This is a genomic window from Comamonas denitrificans (assembly GCF_017368815.1).
Classification (GTDB): Bacteria; Pseudomonadota; Gammaproteobacteria; order Burkholderiales; family Burkholderiaceae_C; genus Comamonas; species Comamonas denitrificans.
Genome location: NZ_JAFNME010000003.1, coordinates 34832 through 59873, shown reverse-complemented (window position 1 = coordinate 59873; position 25042 = coordinate 34832). Strand labels below are relative to the sequence as shown.

The following is a 25042-nucleotide window of genomic DNA, read 5'->3' as shown; positions in this document are numbered from 1 at the left end:
ATTTATGGCTCTGCAACAAACCGCCTCTGGCTTGCAATACGAAGACACCGTCACCGGCACGGGTGCCACTGCTGTGGCAGGTAAACAAGTCACCGTGCATTACACCGGCTGGCTGTACCAAAACGGGCAGCAAGGTGCCAAATTTGATTCCAGCAAAGACCGCAACGACCCCTTTGTGTTTGCCCTGGGCGCAGGCATGGTCATTCGCGGCTGGGACGAAGGCGTGCAAGGCATGCAAGTGGGTGGCCAGCGCACCTTGATCATCCCCCCTGAGCTGGGCTACGGCGCTTACGGTGCCGGTGGTGTCATTCCCCCCAACGCCACCCTCAAATTTGACGTAGAGCTGCTGGCGGTTTAAATCGCCAGCCCGGCCAGGCTGACCATAAAAAAGCGCTCCTATGAAAGGAGCGCTTTTTTTATCTGGCTTTATCTGGCAACACTGCCACCGCAGCTTGCCACTGCAGGGCCATGGCCTGGAATCAACGGTAATACGCCTCCACCGTGCCTTTGAGCTTCATCAGCAAAGGCCGCCCTTTGCGATCCAGGGTTTTGCCGGCCGGCACCTTCACCCAGCCTTCGCTCACGCAGTACTCCTCCACATCTTGGCGCTCTTGGCCATTAAAACGAATCCCAACATCGTGCTCAAACACCGCCGCCACAAAGTGCGGGCTGCGGGGGTCTATCGACAGGTGATCGGGCAGTGCGGGGCGCTCAGTGGGTTGCGTCATAACAAAAAAACAAAGAAAAGTTGCAAAGGCGCGATTGTAGAAAATTCCCTGAAACCCTTGATTGCCCAGCACCACCCCTGCGCAGACTCCAAACCCGCAACCTACTTGTGTGCTTTGGCTTGACGCATCTTGTGAAACGCTTTAAATCCGGTATATAATTTGAATCTTGTCGGCGTGTAGCGCAGCCTGGTAGCGCACTTGCATGGGGTGCAAGGGGTCGCGAGTTCGAATCCCGCCACGCCGACCATTGATTCCAAAAGGCCAACATTTTAAAATGTTGGCCTTTTTTGTTTTTTTACCTATTTTTTTTGATTCGCCACGAAAGTTTTATTCCATGATTGAAGGCTTGATCACCGGACGCCTGACCACCGACCCCAGCGAGCGCACCGACCGCTTTGGCAAAACCTTCATGGTGGCCCGGATGCGTGCCACCGTCGGAGACGGCAACTTGCGCCCCAACGCGGCCGCCGAAATCCCCAGCAGCCTGTTTGTGAATGTTGTCGCCTTTGACCCCGTCCCCTGCAAACAGCTACTGGATTTGCAAGAGGGCGATGTGGTGTCCATCGTCGGCCCCCTCACACCAAAAGTCTGGACAGACAAGCAAGGTGCCAGCTACCCCGCCTTGGATGTTGTGGCCTACCGGGTACTGGCCGTCCCAACCCAAATACACAGCGCAGAATTTGCTTAAAGCACTTTTCTGCCAATCAAAGCCAACAAGAAAAAGCCCTTGGATTGAAGCAATCCAAGGGCTTTTAAATTGGTCGGCGTGGCGGGATTCGAACTCGCGACCCCTTGCACCCCATGCAAGTGCGCTACCAGGCTGCGCTACACGCCGAAGCTGCGGATTATAGAGGGGAAAAACCCGCAGTTTTACAAACTGGCTAAATTTATGTGGCGGCGTGCATCAATTCCTTGCATTTTGCGCTGGCGTGGAAGGTCACCACCCGGCGGGCAGCAATCGGCACCAACTCCCCGGTGCGGGGATTGCGCCCTGGACGGGGGGCTTTTTCACGCACCTGGAAGTTGCCCAGCCCCGAGAGTTTGACGTCTTCACCACGCACCAAGCTTTGACAAATCAGGTCAAAAAAGCCATCGACCACCATTTTGGCTTCGCGCTTATTCATTCCCATTTGCTCAAACAGCAAATCGACCAATTCGGCCTTGGTCAAGGCACCGGCTTCAAAGTTTTCTTCCATCATCTTCATCCTCGCAGCTTGGCACCGAGTTGTTCGGCCAAGGCAGCAATCACCGCCTGCATGGCAGCATCAATATCGGCATCGGTCAAGGCTTCGGCCTGGCGGCCCAAGGTCAAACGCACGGCCAAACTTTTCTCATCGTGTGCCAACGCACCGGCACTGGCGACTTCACCCGGTTTGAGCTTTTTCGGGCGGAAGACATCAAACAGCACCGCCGAGCGCAGCGTCTGCGCCGGCACCGCCGCATGCACGGCCGCCATCAGCTGGGCATGGGTCACGCTTTCTTTGACCACCACCGCAATGTCGCGCTCCACCGCCTGGTGCTTGGGCACCGGCGTAAATTGCGGCACCGGGCGCTGCAGCACAGCCTGCAGCGCCAGTTCAAACATCACCGGGGCCTGCGGCAAATCCCACTGCTGGCACCACTGCGGGTGCAACTCACCGACATGGCCAATTTCTTGCCCGGCCAGCACCACCCGGGCGCAACGGCCAGGGTGCATGGCGGGGTGTTCAGCGGGTTCAAAGCTTGCTTGCAGCGGGGCCAGCAGCGCTTGCACGTCGCCCTTCACATCAAAGAAATCGACGCGGCCATCCTGCACACCCCATTGCAGCGGCGCATTGCTGCCGTAGGCCAACCCAGCCACCCGCATCGGCTGGTCAAAGCCTTGGACGGTGGTGTCAGATTCTTCAACCGCAGCATCTTTAAAAAACACGCGCCCCAATTCAAACACGCGCACGCGCGCGGCTTTGCGATCGAGGTTGAACTTGAGCACCTGCAGCAAAGAACCCAACAAAGAGGAGCGCATCACGCTCAAATGGCTGGCAATCGGGTTCAATAACCGGATAGGGTCTTTATTGGCGGCCAGGGTTTGCTCCCACTTTTCTTCAACAAAGCTGAAGTTAATGGTTTCCTGGTAGCCCAAACCGGCCAGCAAATGGCGCACGGTAAACGGGCTGCGGCGGTTTTCGCTCAGCAGTTTGGGCGCAATCGGTGCCAGCGGTTTGCTGGTGGGCAATTGCTCGTAGCCGATCATGCGGGCCACTTCTTCGATCAAATCCTCTTCCAGATTGATGTCAAAGCGGAAGGTCGGCGCCGTCACCGCCACCGCCTCGCTGCCCACGGCCACTGCGGGCAAGCCCAGGCCGTTCAACGCATCCAGGCATTGCTGTTGGGTCACTGGCATGCCAATCACTTTGGCGGCACGCGCCACGCGCAGCTGCACTTGCTTGGGCGCGGGCACGTTGGGCTGGACATCGGTAATCGGGCCACAGGTGGTGTCGGCGGTGCCGCAAATTTGCAGCACCAGCTCGGTAATGCGCTCAATCACCTGCACCGTGTGGGCCGGATCGACACCGCGCTCAAAACGGTGCCCGGCATCGGTCGAGAAATTAAAGCGGCGCGAGCGGCCGGCCACGGCCTTGGGCCACCAAAAAGCCGCTTCAATGTAGATGTTCTGCGTGCCATCCGACACCGCCGTGGCATCGCCCCCCATAATGCCGGCCAGCGATTCCAGCCCATTGGCATCGGCAATCACCCCCACCTGCCCATCCACCGTGACGGTGCTGCCGTTCAACAGCTTGAGCTGCTCACCGGCCTGCCCCCAGCGCACTTGCAGGCCGCCGTGGATTTTGTCGAGGTCAAAAATATGCGTCGGCTGGCCCAGCTCAAACATCACGTAGTTGGAAATATCCACCAGCGGCGCCACCGAGCGCTGGCCACAACGCGCCAGGCGATCAACCATCCACTGCGGCGTTTTGACTTGGGTATTGACACCGCGCACGATGCGGCCCGAAAAGCGGCCACACAGGTCAGGCGCTTGAATTTCTACCGGCAAACTGTCTTGGTGCCCCACACTGGCGTGCGGAAATTCAAGCGCCGCCAGGGGGGCTCCGGTCAGTGCCGACAACTCACGGGCCACGCCGTAAACGCTCAGGCAGTGCGCCAGATTGGGCGTGAGTTTGAGGGTGAACAGCGTGTCGTCCAGGTTCAGGTACTCGCGCAAGTTCTGGCCCAGCGGCGCATCCAGGGGCAGCTCCAGCAGGCCACTGGCATCCTCATCCACCCCCAGCTCTTTGGCCGAGCACAGCATGCCAAAGCTGGGCACGCCGCGCAGCTTGCCCACCTTGATTTTGAACGGCTTGCCGTCCGGCCCGGGCGGCAACTCGGCCCCCACGGTGGCGCAGGGCACACGAATGCCGACGCGGGCATTGGGCGCACCGCAGACAATGCTCAGCAACTCAGGGCCGCCCACATCCACCTGGCACACCCGCAGACGGTCAGCATCCGGGTGTTGCACGGCTTCTTTGATCTCACCAACCACAATGCCGGTAAAGGGTGGAGCCACCGGGTCCAGCTCTTCCACCTCCAGACCAGCCATGGTCAAGGTATCGGCCAGGGCCTGGGTGCTCAGCGGAGGGTTGCAGTATTGGCGCAACCAAGATTCAGGAAACTGCATGTTTTTTTCCATCGCATGCGCCGAGGCAGCCTCAGCGCACAATCATTAAAAGATAGCTGTTCCCGCTTTACTTATCAACATTTCAGGCTAAAAACAATCTGAAATATCCATACAGCTGCGCAAACAGCTCACTTTTTACTTATTAAATTGGGACAAGAAGCGGATATCGCCATCAAAGAACAGGCGCAAATCATTCACGCCATAGCGCAGCATGGTCAGGCGATCGGGCCCCATGCCAAAGGCAAAACCGATAAAGCGCTCGGGGTCTAAACCCATGTTGCGCACCACATTGGGGTGCACCTGGCCGCTGCCGGCCACTTCCAGCCACTTGCCCGCCAAGGGGCCGCTTTGGAACTGGATGTCCACTTCGGCCGATGGCTCGGTGAACGGGAAAAAGCTCGGGCGAAAGCGCAGCACCAGGTCATCGCTTTCAAAAAACGTCTTGCAAAAGTCGGTAAATACGACCTTCAGGTCTTTAAAACTCACGTTCTCACCAATCCACAAGCCTTCGCACTGGTGAAACATGGGCGAGTGCGTGGCATCCGAATCCACACGGTAGGTGCGACCGGGGGCAATCACACGAATCTCGGGCATGCCCTGCCCTGCATCGAGCTGGTTGCGGTAGCGCTTGACGTGCTGCACAGCATGGCGCACCTGCATCGGGCTGGTGTGCGTGCGCAGCAAATTCGGGGCCTGCGGCGTGCCGCCTTCGACATAAAACGTGTCGTGCATCGAACGCGCCGGGTGGTCTTCCGGGGTATTGAGCGCGGTGAAGTTGAACCAGTCAGACTCAATCTCTGGACCCTCGGCCACTTCAAAGCCCATCGAGGCAAAAATCCCCTCAATACGCTCCAAGGTCAGCGACACCGGGTGCAAGCCCCCCTGGCCACGCTGGCGGCCCGGCAAGGTGACATCCAGGCGCTCGGCCTGCAATTGCACCTGCAACTGGGCCTCGGCCAGGGCATTGCGGCGCTCGGTCAGGGCCGCTTCAATGGCCTGCTTGGTCACGTTGATGGCAGCGCCCCGGGTTTTCTTCTCTTCTACGGACAGCTGCGCCATGCCCTTCATCAGCTCGGTCATCTTGCCGGCTTTGCCCAAAAACTGGGCTTTGGCGTTTTCCAACTCAACAGGGGTAGCCGCCTGCGCGAACAACTCGCGGGCGCTGGCAACCAGGGAATCCAATTCGTTCATAGCGACTTTGACTTTGCTTGCGACCTTGCTGTCGCATTTTCAATACTTCAATATTCAAATACAACAAGGGCTAGTGCCTTTTCAAGCCCTAGCCCTTGCTGATAGTGCGTCAGTAGCTATTATTTATAACTACCGATCGTGAACTCAAGCAGCCAGCTTGGCTTTTACTTGTTCCACGATGCTGCCAAACGCAGCCTTGTCGTGCACAGCGATGTCGGCCAGCATTTTGCGGTCGATGTCGATGGCAGCCTTTTTCAGGCCATTGGTGAACTGGCTGTAGGTCAGACCCAATTCGCGTGCAGCCGCATTGATACGGGTGATCCACAGACGGCGGAACACGCGCTTCTTGTTGCGGCGGTCACGGTAAGCGTACTGACCGGCCTTCATCACCGCCTGTTTGGCGACGCGGAAGACATTACCGCGGCGGCCGCGGAAACCTTTGGCTTGAGCCAGAACTTTTTTGTGACGGGCACGGGCCGTTACACCACGTTTGACGCGAGGCATATGTTTACTCCTTGTTCGTCTAAAAAATTACAGGCCAGCCATAGGCATCATCTTGGCAATAGAGGCCACATCGGACTCATGCACATTGACGATGCCACGCAGGTTACGCTTGTTCTTGGTGGTCTTCTTGGTCAAGATGTGACGCTTGAAGGCTTGACCGCGCTTGACGGTGCCACCCGGACGGACGCGAAAACGTTTCTTCGCGCTGCTCTTGGTTTTCATTTTGGGCATTGAAATGCTCCTGTTACTTGTGCTCGCAAGGCGTTTGCCACCACAGCAAAACTTGTTGGCCTCGAGTCACTTATTTACCCCAGAAAAAATCCAGGGCAATACAAAAGCTTGTCTGGGGCACAAAGTGCTTCAGACAAGCTCCTGCAAAGGGGTAATTACTCTGCTTTTTCTGGTGCGCCTGCTTCAGCAGGTTTGCCTGCCCCTGGCTTTTTACGTGCTGGGGCAATCATCATCACCATTTGGCGGCCTTCCAACTTGGGAAACTGCTCCACTTGGATGGAGTCGGCCAGATCGTCGCGCAAGCGGTTGAGCAAATCCAAGCCCAGCTGCTGGTGCGTAATCTCGCGACCACGAAAGCGAAGCGTGATTTTACACTTATCGCCCTCCCCCAAAAAGCGTCGGATATTACGCAGTTTGATGTTGTAGTCACCATCATCCGTGCCGGGACGGAATTTCACTTCCTTGATCTCAACAACCGCTTGCTTGGCCTTGGCCTCGGCAGCCTTCTTCTGCTCTTGGTATTTAAACTTGCCGTAGTCCATCAACCGACATACCGGGGGGCTGGCTGTGGCAGCAATTTCCACCAAATCCACATCCAACTCACCGGCCGCACGCAGCGCCTCTTGCAAAGGCACGATGCCCAAGGCTTCGTTGTCCGGCCCCATCAAGCGGATTTCTGGTGCGGAGATTTCACGGTTCAAACGGTGCTTGCGCTCTTCACGCTGGCGACGATCACGAAATTCTGTAGCTATGGCTCTCACCCTAAAATTTAAACGCTACGAAAAGGGTAGCTTCCTACACACAAAGCACGCGGGACAAGCCCGCGTTAATACTTTTAAGCTTTATTGGCAATATCCTGGGCTAGCAAATCGATGAAGGCTTGCACACTCATCACGCCAAGATCTTTATTCCCTCGCGCCCGCACAGCAACGGTGCCAGCAGCTTTTTCTTTGTCGCCTGCGACCAAGATATAGGGAAGCTTTTGCAATGCATGTTCGCGTATTTTATACGTGATCTTTTCATTGCGAAGGTCTGCGGCAATCTTGAGTGCATGATCTGGCAGTACTTTTTGCACTTTTGCGACAATTTCCTGCACGTAATCACTTTGCGCATCGGTGATATTGAGTACCGCCACTTGCTGCGGTGCCAGCCATACGGGCAAAGCACCCGCATGCTGCTCAATCAAAATCCCGATAAAACGCTCCATCGAACCCACAATGGCCCGGTGCAGCATCACGGGGCGATGGCGATTGCCGTCTTCGCCGACATACTCCGCATCCAAGCGCTCTGGCATAGAAAAATCGACTTGAATCGTGCCGCACTGCCACTGGCGACCCAAAGCATCTTTCAAGGTGTACTCAATTTTGGGGCCATAAAAAGCGCCATCACCCACAGCAACTTGGTATTCACAGCCCGAGGCTTTCAGGCTATCAAACAACGCTGCCTCTGCTTTGTCCCAGCTCTCGTCTGAGCCAATGCGCGCCTCAGGGCGAGTGGCCACCTTGTAAATAATGTCGGTAAAGCCAAAATCTTGGTACACCTTTTGCAGCAAACGCGTGAAATTGAGCACTTCTTGCTGCACTTGGTCTTCCATACAGAAGATGTGCCCATCATCCTGCGTGAATGCGCGAACACGCATGATGCCGTGCAACCCACCCGTCGGTTCATTGCGGTGGCATTGGCCAAATTCACCCATGCGCAACGGCAATTCACGGTAGCTTTTAATGCCTTGCTTGAAGATCAGAATGTGCCCTGGGCAGTTCATCGGCTTGAGCGCGAAATCGTGCTTTTCGCTCTCGGTCGTGAACATGTTGTCACGGTATTTGTCCCAGTGGCCGGTTTTTTCCCAGAGCGTACGATCCAGAATCTGCGGACCTTTTACCTCTAAATAGCCGTTATCACGGTACACACGGCGCATGTACTGCTCTACTTCTTGCCAAATTTGCCAGCCTTTGGCATGCCAAAAAACGGTACCGGGCGAGTGTTCATCAATGTGAAATAAGTTCAGCTCTCGGCCCAGCTTGCGGTGATCGCGTTTTTCAGCTTCCTCAATGCGGGTGATGTAGGCTTGCAGATCTTTTTTATCGGCCCAAGCCGTGCCATAAATGCGCTGCAGCTGCTCATTCTTGGCATCACCGCGCCAATAGGCACCGGCCAGCTTGGTGAGCTTGAAGACTTTCAAAAAGCGGGTATTGGGCACGTGTGGGCCCCGGCACATGTCCACGTATTCTTGGTGGTAGTACAAGCCCATTTGCGTTTCATTGGGCATATCTTCCACCAAACGCAGTTTGTACGCTTCGCCGCGCTCCTCAAAAACTTTAATCACCTCGGCACGCGGTGTCATTTTTTTAACGACATCGTAGTCTTGGGCAATCAGCTCTTTCATCCGCGCTTCAATGGCTGCCACGTCTTCAGGGGTGAAGGGGCGCTCATACGAAATATCGTAGTAAAAACCTTCTTCAATCACTGGGCCAATTACCATCTTGGCGGTGGGGTACAGCTGCTTGACGGCATGGCCAATCAAGTGGGCACAGGAGTGGCGGATGATGTCCACCCCTTCTTGGTCCTTGGGGGTGATGATTTGCAGCGTGGCATCTTGCGCAATCACGTCGCAAGCATCTAGCAAGCGTCCATTGACACGGCCAGCGACGGTGTTTTTGGCTAAGCCGGCACCGATTGACTGGGCCACCTGCATGATCGTGACCGGCCCATCAAACTCGCGCACGGATCCGTCGGGAAGGGTAATTTTCAACATAACTTCGTTTTAACTTTTAAAAATTCAAGCCACGCAAACAATAAAAAAGCGCGGAACCAGTCCGCGCCTAAAAGAAAGAAGAGGGAAGCTTTTGGGATGCGCGAACTCTCTGGCCCTAGCGGCCAGCAGTGATTGACGTTGTAGTTCGCGGTGTCATAACCAATGATGCCTTTCTCGCCCTTGTAAATTAGAAAAACTATGATTTTAGCGACTTAAAGACAAACGGGCTTGCAAAGCAAGCCCGTTTCTTTTTCTGAGTGCTAAGTTTGTGACCTAGCTACCACAGTGCTTAGTGGAACTGTTCTTCTTCGGTCGAACCGGTCAGGGCTTTCACGCTGGAAGAGCCGCCTTGGATCACGGTGGTCACGTCGTCGAAATAGCCTGCACCCACTTCTTGTTGGTGCGACACGAAGGTGTAGCCTTGTTCGCGGGCTGCAAATTCAGGCTCTTGCACCATGTTCACATAGTGCTTCATGCCTTCGCCACGGGCGTATGCGTGGGCGAACTGGAAGGTGTTGTACCAGTTGATATGGATACCAGCCAAAGTGATGAACTGGAACTTGTAACCCAGGGCCGACAGCTCTTCTTGGAACGAAGCGATTTGGCTGTCGTTGAGGTTTTTCTTCCAGTTGAACGAAGGCGAGCAGTTGTACGACAGCAGCTTGCCAGGGCAGGCAGCGTGTACAGCTTGGGCAAATTCACGGGCAAAGCCGATATCCGGCACACCCGTTTCGCACCACACCAGATCGGCGTAGGGGGCGTAAGCCACACCACGGCTGATGGCTTGCTCCAAGCCATTTTTCACGCGGTAGAAACCTTCTTGGGTGCGCTCGCCGGTGATGAAGGGACGGTCGTTGGCATCGCAATCGCTGGTCAGCAGGTTGGCAGCTTCAGCATCCGTGCGGGCTAGCACGATGGTGGACACACCCATCACGTCAGCAGCGAAGCGGGCCGCCATCAGTTTTTCAACGGCTTCTTGGGTCGGCACCAGCACTTTGCCGCCCATGTGGCCACATTTTTTCACAGCGGCCAATTGGTCTTCAAAGTGCACACCAGCGGCGCCAGCAGCAATCATGTTCTTCATCAGCTCGAAAGCGTTCAACACGCCGCCGAAACCAGCCTCTGCATCGGCCACGATGGGCAGGAAGTAATCGACAAAACCTTCATCACCAGGATTGACACCACGGCCCCACTGAATCTCGTCAGCGCGTTTGAAGGTATTGTTGATGCGACGCACCATGGTAGGCACCGAGTCGTAGGCATACAGCGACTGGTCGGGGTACATGGTTTCGGAAGTGTTACCGTCAGCGGCGACTTGCCAACCCGACAGGTACACAGCCTCCAGACCTGCTTTGGCTTGCTGCATGGCTTGGCCAGCGGTAATGGCACCAAAAGCGTTCACATAGCCTTTTTTCGCACCACCGTTAATTTTTTCCCAGAGTTTTTCCGCACCACGCTGGGCCAGGGTGTGCTCAGGCTGCAGGCTGCCGCGCAGACGCACTACGTCGGCAGCGCTGTAATTGCGCTTGACGCTTTTCCAACGGGGATTTTGGGCCCAGTCTTTTTCCAGGGCGGCAATTTGTTGCTCACGGCTCAGTTGCTGATTCAGGGATTGAGGCATGTGTGATCTCCAGTTACAAAGTTGAAAAACCGTGGTGCTTGCTTGAACACCTTGGCATCTAATGTAAGTCTTATAGAAGAGTTAATCAATCTCTTATGTCTTATATAAGACAAATTTTTATTTCTTTAAAAAACAAGTAGTTAAAAATTTCAACATTGAATTTTTTCTAAAAACTGCAGGCTTTCGTGCGCATTTGCTGCAAAGCAACATTTTTTTATTTCATCCAATGCAATTCATTTTTTGCAATGTGAAATTTAGGAATGGATCGCTGCAGCACTGACCACGATGCCATCGGCATCGGCATAGAGCCAATCGCCTGGACGCACACGGACACCAGCAATCTGAATCGCCAAGTCGGCATGGCCCTGGTTGCGCTTTTGGGTGGGCATAGGGTTCAAACCCAGGGCCCGAATCCCCAGCTGTTCGGCATTGAGCTCGGCGACATCACGCACACAGCCCCACACCACAATCCCTGCCCAGCCATTGCGGGCAGCTGCAGCGGCCAAATTGCCGCCCACCAAAGCCTTGCGCAAAGAGCCCCCGCCATCGACCACCAACACGGCACCATCGCCTGGGCTATCAAGCGCTTGCTTGACCAAGGTGTTGTCCTCAAAGCACTGCACGGTGCGCACAGGGCCGGCAAAGTGACCTACTGCACCGTAGTGTTGAAACACCGGTGGCAGCACGCGCACAGCATCTGAGGTGTCGTCTTTAAAGGCATCGCACAAATCGCAAGTAGCAAATTTCATGGTGAAAACTCCGGCTAATGAAATAAAGAGTGCTGCACGCTGCAGCACAAACCGGCGCATTGAACACCCGAAACAAGGTCACTGCCAACATTTGCTGCGCCTTCGCTGACAACAACACAACACTTCAGATGAAAAAGTCTGTCACCTTGCTTGAAACCCATGTTTTTCCCATTAGCATCTGCACCACTTTGGTTGGCACCAGGGCCTGCCAATGCAACAAGACCCCGAAGGAATACACATGGCAACTGCAAAGAAAGCCAGCACCACCGCCACGGCTGCTGAACCCACTAAAAAACGCGCACCCAATCCCGCCTTCATGAAGCCACTGACTCCCGATGCAGCACTGGCTGCCGTGGTGGGAAAAGCCCCTCTGCCCCGCACCGAAATCGTCAGCAAACTGTGGGTTTACATCAAGGCCAACAACCTGCAAGACGCTGCCAACAAGCGCAACATCAACGCTGATGCCAAACTCAAGCCGATTTTTGGCAAAGACCAGGTCACCATGTTTGAACTGGCTGGCCTGATCGGCAAACACGTCACCAAATAAATGCCTTGCTGCTAGAAAACGCCGACCTTGGTCGGCTTTTTTAATCCCCATTGCACACAATGGATTGTGCAAATGCGAAAGATTTACATTTACAATCGCACCATCTGCAAAAAAGGATGCCGTGATGATTGTCTGTGTTTGCCGCCGTATTTCGGACCGCGAAATTGCTCGCTATGCCCATGCCGGGAGCAGCTTTGACGATATCCAATTTGAGCTAGGGGTCGCCACCCAGTGCGGCTGCTGCGAAAGTACCGCCCGTGATCTGGTTGCGCAATGCCGCAGCCAAGCACCGGTTGCGGCCTTGCACAAAGCCATCGACACTCCAGCGCCCATGCTGTAATCCACAGCCTCTTCTGCGCTGCCCCAGCCAGAGGCCACCCTCTCCTCATGCGTTCTTTCGAATCTTCTGCTGTTCACTCTGTACGCTACAAAGTGGCCGTTACGGCCATGGTGTTGGCCGTGCATGCGCTCGCACTTTGGGGACTGCAGCGCCTGCCCGGTGCCACGCCGGCCCCAATGGTTATTCCTGCGCAGGTGATCGCCACCTTTATTACGCCCGAGCCTGAACCCATCGTCATGCCCGAACCCATACCCCTGGCCCCGCCAGAGCCAGTGGTGCAGCCCAAACCTGTGCCCAAGCCACAGCCCAAGCCCAAGCCCAAACCGCAACCCCTGCCCAAGGCGGTTGCCAGCCCCGATCCAGCCCCAGCCACCGCGCCCACCGGCACGCTGGATCCAGAGCCAACCGCCCCCGCCACCCCAACACCTGCGCCAACGGCGGCCCAGGCCAGCACCGACACCGCTGCGCCTGCGGCCATCGTCATGCCATCGAGCAGCGCGGCATACTTGAACAACCCCCGTCCAAGCTACCCCTCCATCAGCCGACGCATGGGCGAGCAAGGCAAAGTCATGCTGCGTGTTTTTGTCAATGCGCAAGGCCAGCCGGAGCAAATTCAAATCCAACAATCAAGCGGCTTTGACCGCCTGGACAAGGCGGCCGTTGATGCCGTTCGGCGCTGGAAATTTACCCCTGGCTCACGCAATGGCGTGGCTGAAGCGATGTGGAACATCGTCCCTATTAATTTCGTACTCGAATAAAACCACCTGGAGTTTTCATGGAATCGCAATTTGGTATTGCCCACGTCTGGGCGCAGGGCGACTTTGTTTCCCGCAGCGTCGCAATTTTGCTGCTGCTGATGTCAGTGGCCTCGTGGGCGGTCATCATCATCAAAGCCTTGGCCCTGGTAAAAATGAAAAAATACGCGAGCAAGGCCGAAGGCTTTTGGCACAGCGAAGACTTTGGCATTGCCCTGGACAAACTGGGAATGGAGGCCGACAACCCGTTTCGCATCATGGCCCTGGAAGGGCGTGAGGCCGTCGCCCATCACCGCAAGACCTGCGACCACTTGCACGACACACTGGACATCAGCGACTGGATCACCCGCTCACTGCGCTACTGCGTCGATGGCTGCACGCAGCGCCTGCAGTCAGGCCTGTCGATCCTGGCCTCGGTGGGCTCAACAGCACCGTTTGTCGGGCTGTTTGGCACGGTGTGGGGCATCTACCACGCGCTGGTGGCCATTGGCATGTCGGGCCAGTCGTCCATCGACAAAGTCGCCGGCCCCGTGGGTGAGGCGCTGATCATGACCGCCTTTGGCCTGGCCGTGGCCATTCCTGCCGTGCTGGGCTACAACGCCTTGGTGCGCGGCAACAAAAAAATCATCAATGCCCTCAATAGCTTTGCCCACGACCTGCACGCCTATTTTGTGACCGGGGCACGCATCAGCTCTGAAAAACACGGCAGCGACAGCAACAAGGTGCTGCCGCTGAAAAAAGGGGCGTAAACCATGTCCTTTGGCACCCAAGATGACAGCGATGAGGTGATGAACGAAATCAACATGACCCCCCTGGTGGATGTGATGTTGGTACTGCTCATCATCTTCATCATCACCGTGCCGGTGATGAAAGACTCGGTCAATATCGACCTGCCCCGCGCCAGCAATGAGCCGGAATTGATCAAGCCCGAAACCATCAACCTCAGCATCAGCGCCGACGGGCAATACCACTGGAATAAAGAATCGGTCTCTGACGACGAGCTGGCCCGGCGCCTGCATGCCGAAGGGGGCAAAGAAAATCAACCCGACCTGCACATTCGGGGCGACAAGGACGTGCGCTACGAGCGCGTGGCCCAGGCCATGGCCGCTGCACAAAAGGCCGGGGTGCGCAAGATCGGCTTCGTCACCGATCCGGCCCCATAGCGCAGAATAAACCAACGGGGTGCTGGTCTGGGTAGAGGCCACTTATCGGAAGACCATCAAAATACATAGCACGTTTCGCACGAATATAAAGACATTCCAACAAGCATTGCCAATATTTACCTTAATTGCATAGCGGCTTTAGCTCATCTTTTACGGCAGGATCGGGGTATTGAAGCAAGGTTTATCTGCAGGTTTGCACGCAGATGGAACTTTTTCCTCGGCCCTGCGTTAAAGCCCTCCATGCCCCCCTTCAGCCCCTTCGACGAAGCCGACTGCATTACCCGTGCCCAGCGTGGCGAGGCTGCGGCATTCGCTGAACTGGTGGCCCGCTACCAAGAACGCATCTACCGCTTCCTGCTGCGCATGACGCATTCGCAAGAAGACGCACGTGAGCTGGCGCAAGAGACCTTTTTAAACGCCTACCAGGCTCTGCCCCGTTGGCGAGCGGATGCACGCTGGTCCACCTGGCTGTTTCGCATTGCCCGCAACCAAGCGCTGGATCGCCTGCGCCGGGCCCGGCATGTGCAGTTTGTTCCACTCGATGAGCTACTGACCAGCCAGTTGCCAGCCAGCACCCCCACGCCCGATGCGGCACTGCAGGCCCGCCAGCGCATCACGGCGCTGGAGACGGCACTGGCACAGCTATCCCTGGAGCACCGCGAAATCCTGCTGCTGCGCGATATCGAAGACCTGTCGTATGACGACATTGCCCAGGTGCTGGGCATCAGCCTGGGCACCGTCAAATCCCGCATTGCCCGCGCCCGCGCCGGGTTGCTACACCACATGCCGCACTGAACGCAAGGAGCTGCCATGACCTGCCCGCGTACGGAAGACCTTTCCGCCCTCATCGACCACGCCCTGCCCACACGGCAGGAGGCCGCCCTGCAGCAGCACCTGGGCACCTGCCCCATGTGCCGCACGCAGCTCGATGCCCTGCAGGCGCTGCGCCAGCAATTGCAGGGCCTGCCCACGCCCACCCTGGGCTGTGACTTGGCCGCGCAGTGGCAAGACCGGCTGGCACCTCGCCAGCCCCAGCACACCGGGTGGCGCTGGCGAGGCGGATTGCCAAATTGGCTGGCAGACGGGCTGTCCCACTGGCTACCAACAGGCCTGGCCGCCAGCGCAGCCCTGGTTTCGGGCGTGTGGCTGGGCGGCCTGCTCCTGGGCACAGGCAGCGTGGTGACCAGCCCCGCTCCCACCCTGACCCGTGTTTTCGACCCCGTCCCCCCCGGCGGCCTGTGCGCTGCTGCCGAGATTTGCCGCCTCACCAGAGACCAACCATGAAGGAATCGACCATGAAACCCTTCCCCTGGCTCCGTGCCCTGCTGTTTGCCTCGTTGGCGCTCAACCTGGGAGTTGTCGCCGCACTGGCACTGCGTCCCGCCCCAGTGGCCCCGCCGCCCAGCCTGAACCTGCCCGAACACCTGGCGCTCACACCCGAACAGCGCACGCGTTGGGCCGCGCTGGAAACGCCCTTTCTGGAGGCGCTATCGACCAACTGGGAAGGCATTCGCCACCACCGCGAAGCCCTGGTGCGCCACATCTTCGCGGCCACGCCAGACCGCGCTGCCATTGATACCGAGCAGACCGCCATTGCCCATCTGCAAGACGAGCAGCAGCAACTCGTCATCGCCCAACTGCTGGCCGAACGCGCCGTGCTGAACGACCAACAACGCACCCAACTGCTGCAACTGCTGCTGGGCCGCTATGCCCAGGAAGCAACCGAAGAAGAATTGCTGCATCGAAAATAAAAATGCACAGGGCATGGAACATTGCGCCCCGCCCTTCGTTTAAAGCCAGCAAGGCCACCCCACGCTACACGTCTGGCGGCCTTGCACAGTCCAACCAACGAACTTTCTTCGGAGCTTTTTCATGAAATCCTTCACCGCACTGCTACTGTCTGCCGCCCTCTTCACGCCACTGGCCGCACTGGCAGCCAACAACGCCCATGACCACGGCAGCAGCGCCCCCCAGCAGTTGCAACTGAACGCTGGCAAAAAATGGGACACCGACGCACCGCTGCGCCAAGCCATGGCCGCCGTCCATCAATCGGTCACGCAGATTCTGCCCGCCGCCCACGAGGGCAAGGCCACAGCAGCCAATTACGATGCCTTTGGCCAGGCCATTGACCAGCAGATCGCCTACATGGTGGAAAACTGCAAACTGCCCGCCGATGCCGACGCGCAGTTGCACATCGTCGTGGCCGAGCTGATGGCTGGTGCCGAAGCCGCCCAAGGCAAGCATGGCGACAATCAACGCGCTGCTGGCGTGGTGCGGGTGGCCAAGGCTGCCAATGCCTACGGCCAGCACTTCAGCCACACGGGCTGGAAAGCGGTTGCGCTGCCGCACTGAGGTCCAAGCCATAAAAAAACCCCCGCTAGCCATTAAAAGCTAGCGGGGTTTTTGCTTTTCTGTCAGCGCTGACGGGCGCTCAGATTAATCGCGGCTGGCGCGTTTGCGCTCGTGCTCTTTCAGGTAGCGCTTGCGCACGCGCAGGCTGGTGGGGGTGATTTCCAGCAGCTCATCATCGTCGATGAATTCCACGCCGTACTCCAGCGACAGCTCAATCGGCGGGGTGATTTTGATGGCATCTTCCTTGCCGCTAACGCGGAAGTTGGTCAGCTGCTTGGTGCGGGTGGCGTTCACCACCAGATCGTTGTCACGGCTGTGGATGCCGATGACCATGCCTTCGTACACGGCATCGCCAGCTTTCACAAACATGCGGCCCCGATCGTCCAGCTTGCCCAGAGCGTAGGTGAAGATTTCACCATCGTCCATGGAAATCAACACGCCATTTTTACGGCCACCAATTTCGCCTTTGTAGGGCTCGTAGCTATCAAAAATGTTGCTAATCAGGCCAGTACCACGAGTCAAATTCAAGAATTCATTGGTAAAACCAATCAGACCCCGGGCAGGAATGCGGTACTCCAGGCGCACGCGGCCCCGGCCATCGGATTCCATGTTCACCAGCTCGCCTTTGCGCTCGCCCAAGGCTTGCATCACGCCGCCTTGGTGGCTTTCTTCGATATCGGCGGTAACCATTTCGATGGGCTCGCAACGCTCGCCGTCAATGTCTTTGAACACCACGCGCGGCTTGGAGACGGCCAGCTCATAGCCTTCGCGGCGCATTTCTTCCAGCAAGATGGTCAGGTGCAGTTCACCCCGGCCAGAGACTTCAAAAATCCCGTCCTCGTCGGTTTCTTTCACGCGCAGCGCCACGTTGGAGCGCAGCTCTTTTTGCAAGCGGTCCCAAATCTGGCGGCTGGTGACAAACTTGCCTTCGCGGCCGGCCAGCGGCGAGGTGTTCACGCAGAAGTTCATGGTCAGCGTGGGCTCGTCGATTTTCAGCATCGGCAGCGGCTGGGGGTTGGCCGGGTCGGTAATGGTTTCACCAATGCCCACGTTGTCAATGCCGCTGATGAGCACGATTTCCGAAGGGCCCGCCTCGGTCACTTGCACACGGTCCAGACCCTGAAACTTGTGGATCTGGTTGATGCGGCCTTTGTAGCTTTTGCCATCGGGGCCGGCCATGACCAGCACGTCTTGCCCGGCCTTCAAGGTGCCCTGGTTGATGCGGCCTACGCCGATACGGCCCACAAAGGTGGAGTAATCCAGCGCGGAAACCTGCATTTGCACCGGCGCAGTGGCATCGCCTTTGACGGCGGGCACATGCTCCAAGATGGTGTCGAACAGGGCCGACATATCGGGGCCCCATTGCTCGCCGGGCACACCTTCGGTTTTGCTCGACCAGCCGTTGATGCCCGAGGCATACACCACGGGAAAATCCAGCTGCTCGTCGGTCGCACCCAGTTTGTCAAACAGGTCAAAGGCGGCGTTGATCACTTTGTCAGGATTGGCTCCGGGCTTGTCCACCTTGTTCACCACCACGATGGGTTTGAGCCCCAGGGCCAGCGCCTTTTTGGTCACAAAGCGCGTTTGCGGCATGGGGCCTTCTTGCGAGTCGATGAGCAGCACCACGCCATCGACCATCGACAGCGCGCGTTCGACCTCACCGCCAAAGTCCGCGTGGCCGGGAGTGTCAAGGATGTTGATGTGGGTGTCTTTCCAGCGCACGGCACAGTTTTTGGCCAAGATGGTGATGCCACGCTCGCGCTCGATGGCGTGGTTGTCCATCACCGTGTCCACCACTTTTTCGTGGGCGGCAAAGGTGCCCGAGGAGCGCAGCAGCTGGTCCACCATGGTGGTCTTGCCGTGGTCCACGTGGGCAATGATGGCGATATTGCGAATTTGTATGCTCATAGTGTTGCTCAAAGTTCCAAAGGCCGCGTTTATGAGGGGCGCGACATCCCTTCCAGAATTTGTTGAATTTCCAGGGGGCTGAGTAACCGATCGGGTATCAGCTCTCCGGCATGAATGTGCCCCACACCCAATAAGGCGCGGGGCTGGTCTGCGTACACGGCCACCGCATCCGCATCGGCCCAGGGGCCGCGGCGGCGCAGCCCGGTCAGGAAGCGGGCGGCATCCTCGGCCCCCAGGGTGATGGGGGTGTGCCCTTGCAGCAGGTGATCGGCGGGCAGCACATGGGCCAGCCGCGCATCGCCCTCTAAGGCCTCCAGCTGCGCCAGGGTGACGCACTGCGCCAGGCCCAGGCCGCCCGTCTCGGTGCGGCGCAGGCTGCGCAAGTGGGCACCACAGCCCAGGGCCTGGCCAATATCCTCGGCCAGGGTGCGGATGTAGGTGCCTTTGCTGCAGGTTACTTCTATTTCAATAGCTGGTTGCGCAGATTCATCTTGCGTTTTGGCTATTTTCAATCCATAAATAAAGATATCCCGTGCGGGACGCTCTATCGTTTCTCCAGCACGGGCATATTCGTACAGGGCTTTGCCGTCTTTTTTCAAGGCACTGTACATCGGCGGTATTTGGCGAATCGCCCCGGTGAATCGGGCCGCCACAGTGGCCAGGTTGTCGGCGGTGAGTTGGGCGGCATCGACCGCGCGCTCTTGCAACACCGCCCCTTCGGCATCGGCCGTGGTGGTGGTTTGGCCCAGGCGGGCGATGGCGCGGTAGGTTTTGGGGGCATCGAGCTGCAGGGCGCTGAACTTGGTCGCCGCGCCAAAGCACAGCGGCAACACGCCCGTGGCCAGCGGGTCGAGCGTGCCGGTGTGGCCCGCTTTTTCGGCGCGCAGCAGCCATTTGACCTTTTGCAAGGCATCGTTGCTGGACAGGCCCAGGGGTTTATCGAGCAGCACCACCCCATGCACGGGGCGCCGCTGCACCCGGGTGCGAGGGGCAGTCATCGTGTCAGTCCTGTTCGGGGCCACGCGAAGCGACTGCCTTGGCGATCAAGGCGTTCATGTCGGCAGCGCGCTCCTGGGTGCGGTCGTAGATAAAGTGCAAAGTCGGCACGGTGTGGATGTGCAAACGCTTGAACAAGGCATTGCGCAAAAAGCCGGCACCTTGGTTCAGCGCCTCTTGCGTGGTATCGGGGTCGCCCACCAGCAGGCTGAAATACACCTTGGCGTGGGCGTAGTCGGGCGTGACCTGCACCGATTGCAGGGTCACCATGCCCACGCGCGGGTCTTTCAACTCGCGGGCAATCAACTCGGCCAGATCCCGCTGGATCTGGTCGGCGATTTTGAAGCTGCGCTGCGGCGCAGCGGGTTTTGGTTTTTTTGCCATTAAAAGAAGAGTTATTCGCGCTGATTTAAAAAGGATTTTTAAGGATTTATACCTAAAAATCCTTTTACACCAAGCGGCAATAGCTATTAATTACAGAGTACGGGCAATCTCGCGGATCTCAAACACTTCCAACTGGTCGCCTTCGCGAATGTCGTTGTAGTTCTTGAGTTTGATACCGCACTCAAAGCCTTCCTTGACCTCTTTGACATCGTCCTTCATGCGGCGCAGCGATTCGATCTCGCCGGTGTAGATGACCACGTTGTCGCGCAGCAAGCGGAAATGCGCATGGCGCGTAACGTGGCCCTGCAGGATGTAGGAACCGGCCACGGTGCCAATCTTGGTGGCAACGAACACGGTGCGAATCTCGGCCAGGCCGATGATTTCTTCGCGCTGCTCGGGCGCCAGCATGCCGGACATGGCCGCTTTCACCTCTTCGACCGCGTCGTAGATGATGTTGTAGTAGCGGATATCGACATCGTTGCCTTCGGCCGTCTTGCGCGCTTGCACGTCGGCCCGTACGTTAAAGCCGATGATGATGGCCTTGGAGGCCAGCGCCAGGTTCACGTCCGATTCGCTGATGCCGCCCACGCCGGAGTACACCACCTGCACCTTGATCTCGTCGGTCGAGAGCTTGAGCAGCGAAGCGGCCAGCGCCTCTTGCGAGCCTTGCATATCGGCCTTGATGATCAGCGACAGGGTCTGCACGTCGCCAGCGGTCATGTCGGAGAACATGTTCTCCAGCTTGGCCGCTTGCTGCTTGGCCAGCTTGGTGTTGCGGAACTTGCCAGCGCGGTAGGTGGCCACCTCACGGGCACGGCGCTCGTCAAGCATGACCATGAAGTCGTCACCGGCTTGCGGCACATCCGACAGGCCCTGAATTTCGACGGGGATAGACGGGCCCGCGTCTTTGGCGGTCTTGCCGTCTTCGTCCAGCATGGCGCGCACGCGGCCATAGGTTTGGCCGGCCAGCACAATGTCGCCCACCTTCAAGGTGCCCGACTGCACCAGCACGGTGGCCACCGGGCCGCGGCCCTTGTCCAGCTGGGCCTCGATCACCAGGCCCTTGGCGGCGGCATCGGCCGGGGCTTTCAGCTCCATCACCTCGGCTTGCAGCAGCACGTGCTCCAGCAGCTCATCAATGCCCATACCGGTTTTGCTGGAGACGGCCACAAAGGGCGAATCACCACCGTATTCTTCCGGCACCACCTGCTCGGCCACCAGCTCTTGCTTGACCTTTTCAGGGTTGGCATCGGGTTTGTCGGCCTTGGTCAAGGCCACCACAATGGGCACCCCGGCGGCCTTGGCGTGCTTGATGGCCTCGCGGGTTTGCGGCATCACGCCGTCGTCCGAGGCACACACCAAGATCACGATGTCGGTCGATTTGGCACCACGGGCACGCATGGCGGTAAACGCCTCGTGGCCCGGGGTGTCCAGGAAGGTGACGATGCCGCGTGGCGTTTGCACGTGGTAGGCACCGATGTGCTGGGTAATACCACCGGCTTCGCCCGTGGCTACTTTGGTGCGGCGGATGTAGTCCAGCAGCGAGGTTTTGCCGTGGTCCACGTGGCCCATGACGGTCACCACCGGGGCACGCGGGAGCAGCTCGCCGGTGTACTGGGCGGCATCTTCCTCGCTGAAGGCTTCCGGATCGTCCAACGCCGCAATCTTGGCGGTGTGGCCCATTTCTTCGACCACGATCATCGCGGTGTCTTGGTCCAACGGCTGGTTGATGGTGACCATCTGGCCCATCTTCATCAGCACCTTGATCAGCTCAGACGCTTTCACGGCCATCTTGTGCGCCAGCTCGGCCACCGTGATGGTCTCGGGCACCGAAATCTCCAGGGCGCGGAACTCTTGCTGCACCACTTGCTGCTGCTCATGGCGGTCGTTGCCGCCACGGCGGCCACCACGGCTGCCTTTGTTGCCGCCCGCACGCCAGTTGCCACCCCGGTTGCCGCTGTTGGTGTCGCCACGGGTTTTGATTTCTTTTTTCTTGGCGCTGTCGTCACCCGCCCAGCTGGAAGACAGCTTGGCCGATTTCACCTCTTTGGCATCTTTGCGCACACCAGCGCCAGCCTCCGCAGGTTTGGCACCGGGGGCCGCTTTCTTGGCTCCAGCGGCCGTACTGGCCACGGCTTTTTTCGCCTCTTCGGGCTTTTCGACTTTTTCTGGCTTCTTGGCAACCAGCACCTTTTTCGGCGCGGCCATCATGGCGCGAATGGCTTCGGCCTCGGCCAGTGCCTTGCGGCGCCGATCCACCAGGTCTTTGGCGCGATCGGCCTCTTCCTTGGCACGTGCCTGGGCTTCTTGCTCGGCTTTCAGGCGAGCTTCTTCCTGCGCTTTGATGCGTTCGGCCGCGGCTGCAGCAGCCTCGGCCGCGGCTTCTTTTTTGGCTTCTTTGGCTTGGCGCAGCTTGGCCGTTTCGGCCTGGGCATAGGCGCGGGCACGCTCTTCGGCCTCGCGCTCTTTGCGCTCACGCTCTTGGCGTTCCTGGCGCTCTTGCACCAGTTGCGCTTCTTCTTTGGCAATCACCGCCACTTCTTGGCGGGCCTGCTCCTCGCGGCGCACCAGCTCTTGGTTCTCTTGCTCAGCCTGGACGGCCTGGGCCGCACGGGCCGCTACCTCGGCAGGGTCTTCGCGCTGGATAAACGTGCGCTTCTTGCGCACCTCCACCTGAATGGTGCGGGCCTTGCCTGTGGCATCGGCCTGCTTGATTTCGCTGGTGGAGCGCTTGGTCAGCGTAATTTTTTTACGCTCTCCGTCACCCACGCCGCTGGTGTTTTTCAAGTGGGCCAGCAACTGCTGTTTATCGCTATCGCTCAACGCATCACTCGCCGATTTTTTGGCCACGCCTGCTGCGTGCAATTGCTCGAGCAGGTCTTGGGGGGATTTATGGAGTTCTTTGGCAAACTCAGCCACGGTATTCAATGACATATCTTGTTCTTTCCTCCCTTTATTCCTGATCCTGGTTCTGCTCTTGGTTGAACCAGTGGGCACGCGCCTGCATGATCAGTGCGGTGGCCTCTTCAGCACTTTGGCCGGTCAGGTCGGTTAATTCATCAATGGCCAAGTCGGCCAAGTCGTCCCGCGTGCGCACGCCACCCTCGGCCAATTTGGCCAAGATTTCTGGTGTGACACCTTCCAGGGTGCGCAGGTCTTCGGCAACCTGCCCCACGCTTTCCTGCTGGGCAATTTCTTGGGTCAGCAGGGCATCTTTCGCGCGGGTGCGCAGCTCGGTGACGGTCTCCTCGTCGAAGGCTTCGATTTCCAGCATCTCGGCCAGCGGCACGTAGGCCACTTCTTCCAAGCTGTTAAAGCCTTCTTCGACCAGGATGTCGGCCAGCTCAGCATCGACATCGAGTTTTTCCATAAACAGCTTGCGGGCCGAATCGGTTTCCTCGGCCTGCTTTTGCGCCGATTCGGCTGCGTCCATGATGTTGATTTTCCAACCCGTCAGGTCCGAGGCCAAGCGCACGTTCTGCCCGCCACGGCCAATGGCGATGGCCAGGTTTTCCTCATCCACCACCACATCCATGGCATGTTTTTCTTCGTCCACCACGATGGATTGGACATTGGCCGGGGCCAGCGCACCAATCACAAACTGGGCTGGGTCTTCACTCCACAGCACGATATCGACGCGCTCACCAGCCAACTCGGTGGTCACCGCATTCACGCGCGAACCGCGCACACCGACGCAGGTGCCGATGGGATCGACGCGCTTGTCGTGGCTGACGACGGCAATCTTGGCACGGCTGCCAGGATCGCGGGCGCAGCTCTTGATCTCGAGCAGGCCTTGCTCGATCTCGGGCACTTCGTTGCGAAACAGCTCAATCATGAATTCCGGCGCAGCCCGCGACAGCACGATGGGCGCACCACGCAGGGTCAAATCCACTTCCATGATCATGGCGCGAACGCGGTCACCACTGCGCAGATTTTCTTTGGGGATCATTTCGCTGCGCCGCAAGCGCCCTTCGATGCGCCCCACTTCGACGATGATGTCGCCCTTGTCCATGCGCTTGACGGTGCCGGAAAAAATCTTTTCCCCCCGGGCCATGTACTCATCCAGCAGCATTTCGCGCTCGGCATCGCGGATCTTTTGCAAAATCACTTGCTTGGCGGTCATCGCGCCAATGCGCCCAATGGGCACGGATTCGACCTGCTCTTCAATGTAGTCGCCCACTTGCACGCCCGGCTGGCGCTCTTCGGCATCCATGAGCAATTCTTCGGCATCGGGGTTTTGCAGCCCGGCATCATTGGGGACGACCAGCCAGCGGCGGAACGTGTCGTAGTGGCCCGAATCGCGGTCAATCGCCACGCGAATATCCACATCGCCACCAAACAGTTTTTTGCTTGCCTGGGCCAAGGCTTGCTCAACAGCGCCCAACACCACGTCGCGCTCGACATTTTTTTCACGCGAAATGGCTTCTACCAACATCAATAGTTCGCGATTCATGCGACCACACTCCTTCGTTCTTGCATCTATAGCGTGCACAGTGTTTGCCTGTGTGCACTTTTACTTTTCTGGCTCAACGCGCTGGCCGTTGGCTTAATGGCCCTTGGCTGCACGCCCTTTAAAACTGACGACGGGCGCCAAACGCGCCTCTTGCAATTCATCAAACACAAAACCCAGTGCCTGCAGTGGTGCAGGCTCGCGTTTTTTGCTCACGCGCTGGCCGGGCTTGACCGGCGGCTCATCACTCCAGACGATTTGCCAATGCTCGGCATCCACCCGTTCCAAGGTGCCGCGAAATTTTTTGCGGTTGGCATGCACCTGGCCTTGGGCCGCAGCACCAATCGGGGCCTTGAGGGTGATATCCACCAGCTGCCCAGCAAAGCGCTCAAAATCGACGGTATTGCGCAGCAAGCGGTCAATTCCGGGGGAAGAGACCTCCAGGCGCTGGTAATCGACCCCATCAACTTCCAGGGCAAATTGCAGCTGGCGTGTGACTTTTTCACAGTCTTCGACCGTGATGAACGCCTCTGGTAAATCCGCTTCCCCTTCGGTGGGCGCAGTCCAAGGCAAATCAATCGTGATACGAAGCAATCCGCCGGCGGTGCGTTCAATCTCCACCAGGTCGTAGCCCAGTCCGGTTACCGTTTGTTCAACAATTTGCTGCAATGCCACTGCGTTGAAATCTTTCTCAATTTTTCTCGGTGAAAAACAAA

At 57.9% G+C, this 25042-nt stretch carries 27 protein-coding genes and 2 tRNA genes; 12 read left to right on the top strand and 17 right to left on the bottom strand.

The window, feature by feature from the left end; translation table 11 throughout:
• Positions 1-4: 4 nt before the first annotated feature.
• A complete protein-coding gene (locus J1777_RS02015; RefSeq protein WP_207574169.1) occupies positions 5-358 on the top strand; it encodes an FKBP-type peptidyl-prolyl cis-trans isomerase in 354 nt (117 codons plus the stop codon).
• 121 nt (positions 359-479) lie between these two features.
• Here J1777_RS02015 and J1777_RS02010 read toward each other — a convergent pair whose 3' ends face one another.
• Positions 480-728, bottom strand: a complete 249-nt coding sequence (locus J1777_RS02010) for a DUF3297 family protein (protein WP_207574168.1) — start codon at positions 726-728, stop codon at positions 480-482.
• A gap of 170 nt (positions 729-898) precedes the next feature.
• Between J1777_RS02010 and J1777_RS02005 the strand changes: the two genes are divergently transcribed.
• Positions 899-975 (top strand) — tRNA-Pro (locus tag J1777_RS02005).
• 87 nt (positions 976-1062) lie between these two features.
• Complete coding sequence (locus J1777_RS02000) at positions 1063-1416, top strand: single-stranded DNA-binding protein (RefSeq protein ID WP_207574167.1); 354 nt, start codon at positions 1063-1065, stop codon at positions 1414-1416.
• Between the two features lie 70 nt (positions 1417-1486).
• On the opposite strand, the gene J1777_RS01995 is transcribed toward J1777_RS02000, so the two are convergent.
• The 10 genes from J1777_RS01995 to rraA all read right to left on the bottom strand — a co-directional run bounded on the left by J1777_RS01995 (position 1487) and on the right by rraA (position 11431).
• A tRNA-Pro gene (locus J1777_RS01995) sits at positions 1487-1563 on the bottom strand.
• Positions 1564-1615: 52 nt separating this feature from the next.
• The gene (locus J1777_RS01990) at positions 1616-1933 is read right to left on the bottom strand and encodes an integration host factor subunit alpha (protein WP_207574166.1); all 318 of its coding nucleotides are present in this window, start codon (positions 1931-1933) and stop codon (positions 1616-1618) included.
• Entirely contained in the window at positions 1930-4380 is a 2451-nt protein-coding gene (gene pheT, locus J1777_RS01985; protein WP_207574165.1) for a phenylalanine--tRNA ligase subunit beta, read from the bottom strand. The genes J1777_RS01990 and pheT overlap by 4 nt, the downstream gene beginning before the upstream one ends.
• A gap of 135 nt (positions 4381-4515) precedes the next feature.
• Complete coding sequence (gene pheS, locus J1777_RS01980) at positions 4516-5571, bottom strand: phenylalanine--tRNA ligase subunit alpha (protein WP_207574164.1); 1056 nt, start codon at positions 5569-5571, stop codon at positions 4516-4518.
• Positions 5572-5715: 144 nt separating this feature from the next.
• Complete coding sequence (gene rplT, locus J1777_RS01975; RefSeq protein WP_207574163.1) at positions 5716-6075, bottom strand: 50S ribosomal protein L20; 360 nt, start codon at positions 6073-6075, stop codon at positions 5716-5718.
• A 27-nt stretch (positions 6076-6102) separates the two neighbouring features.
• On the bottom strand, positions 6103-6306 hold the full coding sequence (rpmI, locus tag J1777_RS01970; protein ID WP_207574162.1) for a 50S ribosomal protein L35: 204 nt from the start codon (positions 6304-6306) through the stop codon (positions 6103-6105).
• A gap of 155 nt (positions 6307-6461) precedes the next feature.
• The gene (gene infC, locus J1777_RS01965) at positions 6462-7067 is read right to left on the bottom strand and encodes a translation initiation factor IF-3 (protein WP_207574161.1); all 606 of its coding nucleotides are present in this window, start codon (positions 7065-7067) and stop codon (positions 6462-6464) included.
• 74 nt (positions 7068-7141) lie between these two features.
• Positions 7142-9061 carry a threonine--tRNA ligase gene (gene thrS / locus J1777_RS01960; RefSeq protein WP_207574160.1) on the bottom strand — a complete coding sequence of 640 codons (1920 nt, stop codon included), beginning with the start codon at positions 9059-9061 and terminating at the stop codon, positions 7142-7144.
• Between the two features lie 289 nt (positions 9062-9350).
• Positions 9351-10682, bottom strand: coding sequence for an isocitrate lyase (aceA, locus tag J1777_RS01955; protein ID WP_207574159.1), 1332 nt, complete (start codon positions 10680-10682; stop codon positions 9351-9353).
• 254 nt (positions 10683-10936) lie between these two features.
• Entirely contained in the window at positions 10937-11431 is a 495-nt protein-coding gene (gene rraA, locus J1777_RS01950; RefSeq protein ID WP_207574158.1) for a ribonuclease E activity regulator RraA, read from the bottom strand.
• Positions 11432-11669: 238 nt separating this feature from the next.
• Between rraA and J1777_RS01945 the strand changes: the two genes are divergently transcribed.
• From J1777_RS01945 to J1777_RS01905, 9 genes are all read left to right on the top strand, one after another.
• Positions 11670-11978 (top strand): SWIB/MDM2 domain-containing protein, encoded by a 309-nt coding sequence (locus J1777_RS01945; protein ID WP_207574157.1) that lies wholly within the window; start codon positions 11670-11672, stop codon positions 11976-11978.
• Between the two features lie 124 nt (positions 11979-12102).
• The gene (locus tag J1777_RS01940; RefSeq protein ID WP_207574156.1) at positions 12103-12318 is read left to right on the top strand and encodes a (2Fe-2S)-binding protein; all 216 of its coding nucleotides are present in this window, start codon (positions 12103-12105) and stop codon (positions 12316-12318) included.
• 47 nt (positions 12319-12365) lie between these two features.
• Complete coding sequence (locus tag J1777_RS01935) at positions 12366-13076, top strand: energy transducer TonB (protein ID WP_207574155.1); 711 nt, start codon at positions 12366-12368, stop codon at positions 13074-13076.
• A 17-nt stretch (positions 13077-13093) separates the two neighbouring features.
• The gene (locus tag J1777_RS01930; RefSeq protein WP_207574154.1) at positions 13094-13822 is read left to right on the top strand and encodes a MotA/TolQ/ExbB proton channel family protein; all 729 of its coding nucleotides are present in this window, start codon (positions 13094-13096) and stop codon (positions 13820-13822) included.
• 3 nt (positions 13823-13825) lie between these two features.
• On the top strand, positions 13826-14236 hold the full coding sequence (locus J1777_RS01925) for an ExbD/TolR family protein (protein WP_207574153.1): 411 nt from the start codon (positions 13826-13828) through the stop codon (positions 14234-14236).
• Positions 14237-14476: 240 nt separating this feature from the next.
• Complete coding sequence (locus tag J1777_RS01920; RefSeq protein WP_207574152.1) at positions 14477-15031, top strand: RNA polymerase sigma factor; 555 nt, start codon at positions 14477-14479, stop codon at positions 15029-15031.
• Between the two features lie 15 nt (positions 15032-15046).
• Complete coding sequence (locus J1777_RS01915; RefSeq protein WP_207574151.1) at positions 15047-15520, top strand: anti-sigma factor family protein; 474 nt, start codon at positions 15047-15049, stop codon at positions 15518-15520.
• Positions 15521-15531: 11 nt separating this feature from the next.
• Entirely contained in the window at positions 15532-15987 is a 456-nt protein-coding gene (locus J1777_RS01910) for a Spy/CpxP family protein refolding chaperone (RefSeq protein WP_207574150.1), read from the top strand.
• Positions 15988-16108: 121 nt separating this feature from the next.
• Complete coding sequence (locus J1777_RS01905) at positions 16109-16588, top strand: hypothetical protein (RefSeq protein WP_207574149.1); 480 nt, start codon at positions 16109-16111, stop codon at positions 16586-16588.
• Positions 16589-16672: 84 nt separating this feature from the next.
• On the opposite strand, the gene typA is transcribed toward J1777_RS01905, so the two are convergent.
• The 6 genes from typA to rimP form a co-directional block, all read right to left on the bottom strand.
• On the bottom strand, positions 16673-18496 hold the full coding sequence (gene typA, locus J1777_RS01900; RefSeq protein WP_207574148.1) for a translational GTPase TypA: 1824 nt from the start codon (positions 18494-18496) through the stop codon (positions 16673-16675).
• A gap of 29 nt (positions 18497-18525) precedes the next feature.
• Entirely contained in the window at positions 18526-19494 is a 969-nt protein-coding gene (truB, locus tag J1777_RS01895) for a tRNA pseudouridine(55) synthase TruB (protein ID WP_207574147.1), read from the bottom strand.
• Between the two features lie 4 nt (positions 19495-19498).
• Positions 19499-19876: a 30S ribosome-binding factor RbfA gene (rbfA, locus tag J1777_RS01890; RefSeq protein WP_207574146.1), complete on the bottom strand. Its 378-nt coding sequence runs from the start codon at positions 19874-19876 to the stop codon at positions 19499-19501.
• Between the two features lie 90 nt (positions 19877-19966).
• The gene (gene infB, locus J1777_RS01885; RefSeq protein ID WP_207574145.1) at positions 19967-22810 is read right to left on the bottom strand and encodes a translation initiation factor IF-2; all 2844 of its coding nucleotides are present in this window, start codon (positions 22808-22810) and stop codon (positions 19967-19969) included.
• Positions 22811-22829: 19 nt separating this feature from the next.
• On the bottom strand, positions 22830-24329 hold the full coding sequence (gene nusA / locus J1777_RS01880; RefSeq protein WP_207574144.1) for a transcription termination factor NusA: 1500 nt from the start codon (positions 24327-24329) through the stop codon (positions 22830-22832).
• A 93-nt stretch (positions 24330-24422) separates the two neighbouring features.
• Positions 24423-25001 carry a ribosome maturation factor RimP gene (gene rimP / locus J1777_RS01875; RefSeq protein WP_207574143.1) on the bottom strand — a complete coding sequence of 193 codons (579 nt, stop codon included), beginning with the start codon at positions 24999-25001 and terminating at the stop codon, positions 24423-24425.
• Between the last annotated feature and the right edge of the window lie 41 nt (positions 25002-25042).

What these genes read in the sequence shown, in the direction of transcription:
- J1777_RS01935 (WP_207574155.1), top strand. Translation starts at nt 12,366, where the DNA reads ATGCGTTCTTTCGAATCTTCTGCTGTTCACTCTGTACGCTACAAAGTG.
- J1777_RS01940 (WP_207574156.1), top strand. Translation starts at nt 12,103, where the DNA reads ATGATTGTCTGTGTTTGCCGCCGTATTTCGGACCGCGAAATTGCTCGC.
- J1777_RS02010 (WP_207574168.1), bottom strand. Translation starts at nt 728, where the DNA reads ATGACGCAACCCACTGAGCGCCCCGCACTGCCCGATCACCTGTCGATA.
- rplT (WP_207574163.1), bottom strand. Translation starts at nt 6,075, where the DNA reads ATGCCTCGCGTCAAACGTGGTGTAACGGCCCGTGCCCGTCACAAAAAA.
- pheS (WP_207574164.1), bottom strand. Translation starts at nt 5,571, where the DNA reads ATGAACGAATTGGATTCCCTGGTTGCCAGCGCCCGCGAGTTGTTCGCG.
- nusA (WP_207574144.1), bottom strand. Translation starts at nt 24,329, where the DNA reads ATGAATCGCGAACTATTGATGTTGGTAGAAGCCATTTCGCGTGAAAAA.
- J1777_RS02000 (WP_207574167.1), top strand. Translation starts at nt 1,063, where the DNA reads ATGATTGAAGGCTTGATCACCGGACGCCTGACCACCGACCCCAGCGAG.
- J1777_RS01910 (WP_207574150.1), top strand. Translation starts at nt 15,532, where the DNA reads ATGAAACCCTTCCCCTGGCTCCGTGCCCTGCTGTTTGCCTCGTTGGCG.
- J1777_RS01990 (WP_207574166.1), bottom strand. Translation starts at nt 1,933, where the DNA reads ATGAAGATGATGGAAGAAAACTTTGAAGCCGGTGCCTTGACCAAGGCC.
- rbfA (WP_207574146.1), bottom strand. Translation starts at nt 19,876, where the DNA reads ATGGCAAAAAAACCAAAACCCGCTGCGCCGCAGCGCAGCTTCAAAATC.
- typA (WP_207574148.1), bottom strand. Translation starts at nt 18,496, where the DNA reads ATGAGCATACAAATTCGCAATATCGCCATCATTGCCCACGTGGACCAC.
- J1777_RS01945 (WP_207574157.1), top strand. Translation starts at nt 11,670, where the DNA reads ATGGCAACTGCAAAGAAAGCCAGCACCACCGCCACGGCTGCTGAACCC.
- thrS (WP_207574160.1), bottom strand. Translation starts at nt 9,061, where the DNA reads ATGTTGAAAATTACCCTTCCCGACGGATCCGTGCGCGAGTTTGATGGG.
- J1777_RS01915 (WP_207574151.1), top strand. Translation starts at nt 15,047, where the DNA reads ATGACCTGCCCGCGTACGGAAGACCTTTCCGCCCTCATCGACCACGCC.
- J1777_RS02015 (WP_207574169.1), top strand. Translation starts at nt 5, where the DNA reads ATGGCTCTGCAACAAACCGCCTCTGGCTTGCAATACGAAGACACCGTC.
- aceA (WP_207574159.1), bottom strand. Translation starts at nt 10,682, where the DNA reads ATGCCTCAATCCCTGAATCAGCAACTGAGCCGTGAGCAACAAATTGCC.
- J1777_RS01930 (WP_207574154.1), top strand. Translation starts at nt 13,094, where the DNA reads ATGGAATCGCAATTTGGTATTGCCCACGTCTGGGCGCAGGGCGACTTT.
- pheT (WP_207574165.1), bottom strand. Translation starts at nt 4,380, where the DNA reads ATGCAGTTTCCTGAATCTTGGTTGCGCCAATACTGCAACCCTCCGCTG.
- rraA (WP_207574158.1), bottom strand. Translation starts at nt 11,431, where the DNA reads ATGAAATTTGCTACTTGCGATTTGTGCGATGCCTTTAAAGACGACACC.
- infB (WP_207574145.1), bottom strand. Translation starts at nt 22,810, where the DNA reads ATGTCATTGAATACCGTGGCTGAGTTTGCCAAAGAACTCCATAAATCC.
- rpmI (WP_207574162.1), bottom strand. Translation starts at nt 6,306, where the DNA reads ATGCCCAAAATGAAAACCAAGAGCAGCGCGAAGAAACGTTTTCGCGTC.
- J1777_RS01905 (WP_207574149.1), top strand. Translation starts at nt 16,109, where the DNA reads ATGAAATCCTTCACCGCACTGCTACTGTCTGCCGCCCTCTTCACGCCA.
- J1777_RS01920 (WP_207574152.1), top strand. Translation starts at nt 14,477, where the DNA reads ATGCCCCCCTTCAGCCCCTTCGACGAAGCCGACTGCATTACCCGTGCC.
- truB (WP_207574147.1), bottom strand. Translation starts at nt 19,494, where the DNA reads ATGACTGCCCCTCGCACCCGGGTGCAGCGGCGCCCCGTGCATGGGGTG.
- J1777_RS01925 (WP_207574153.1), top strand. Translation starts at nt 13,826, where the DNA reads ATGTCCTTTGGCACCCAAGATGACAGCGATGAGGTGATGAACGAAATC.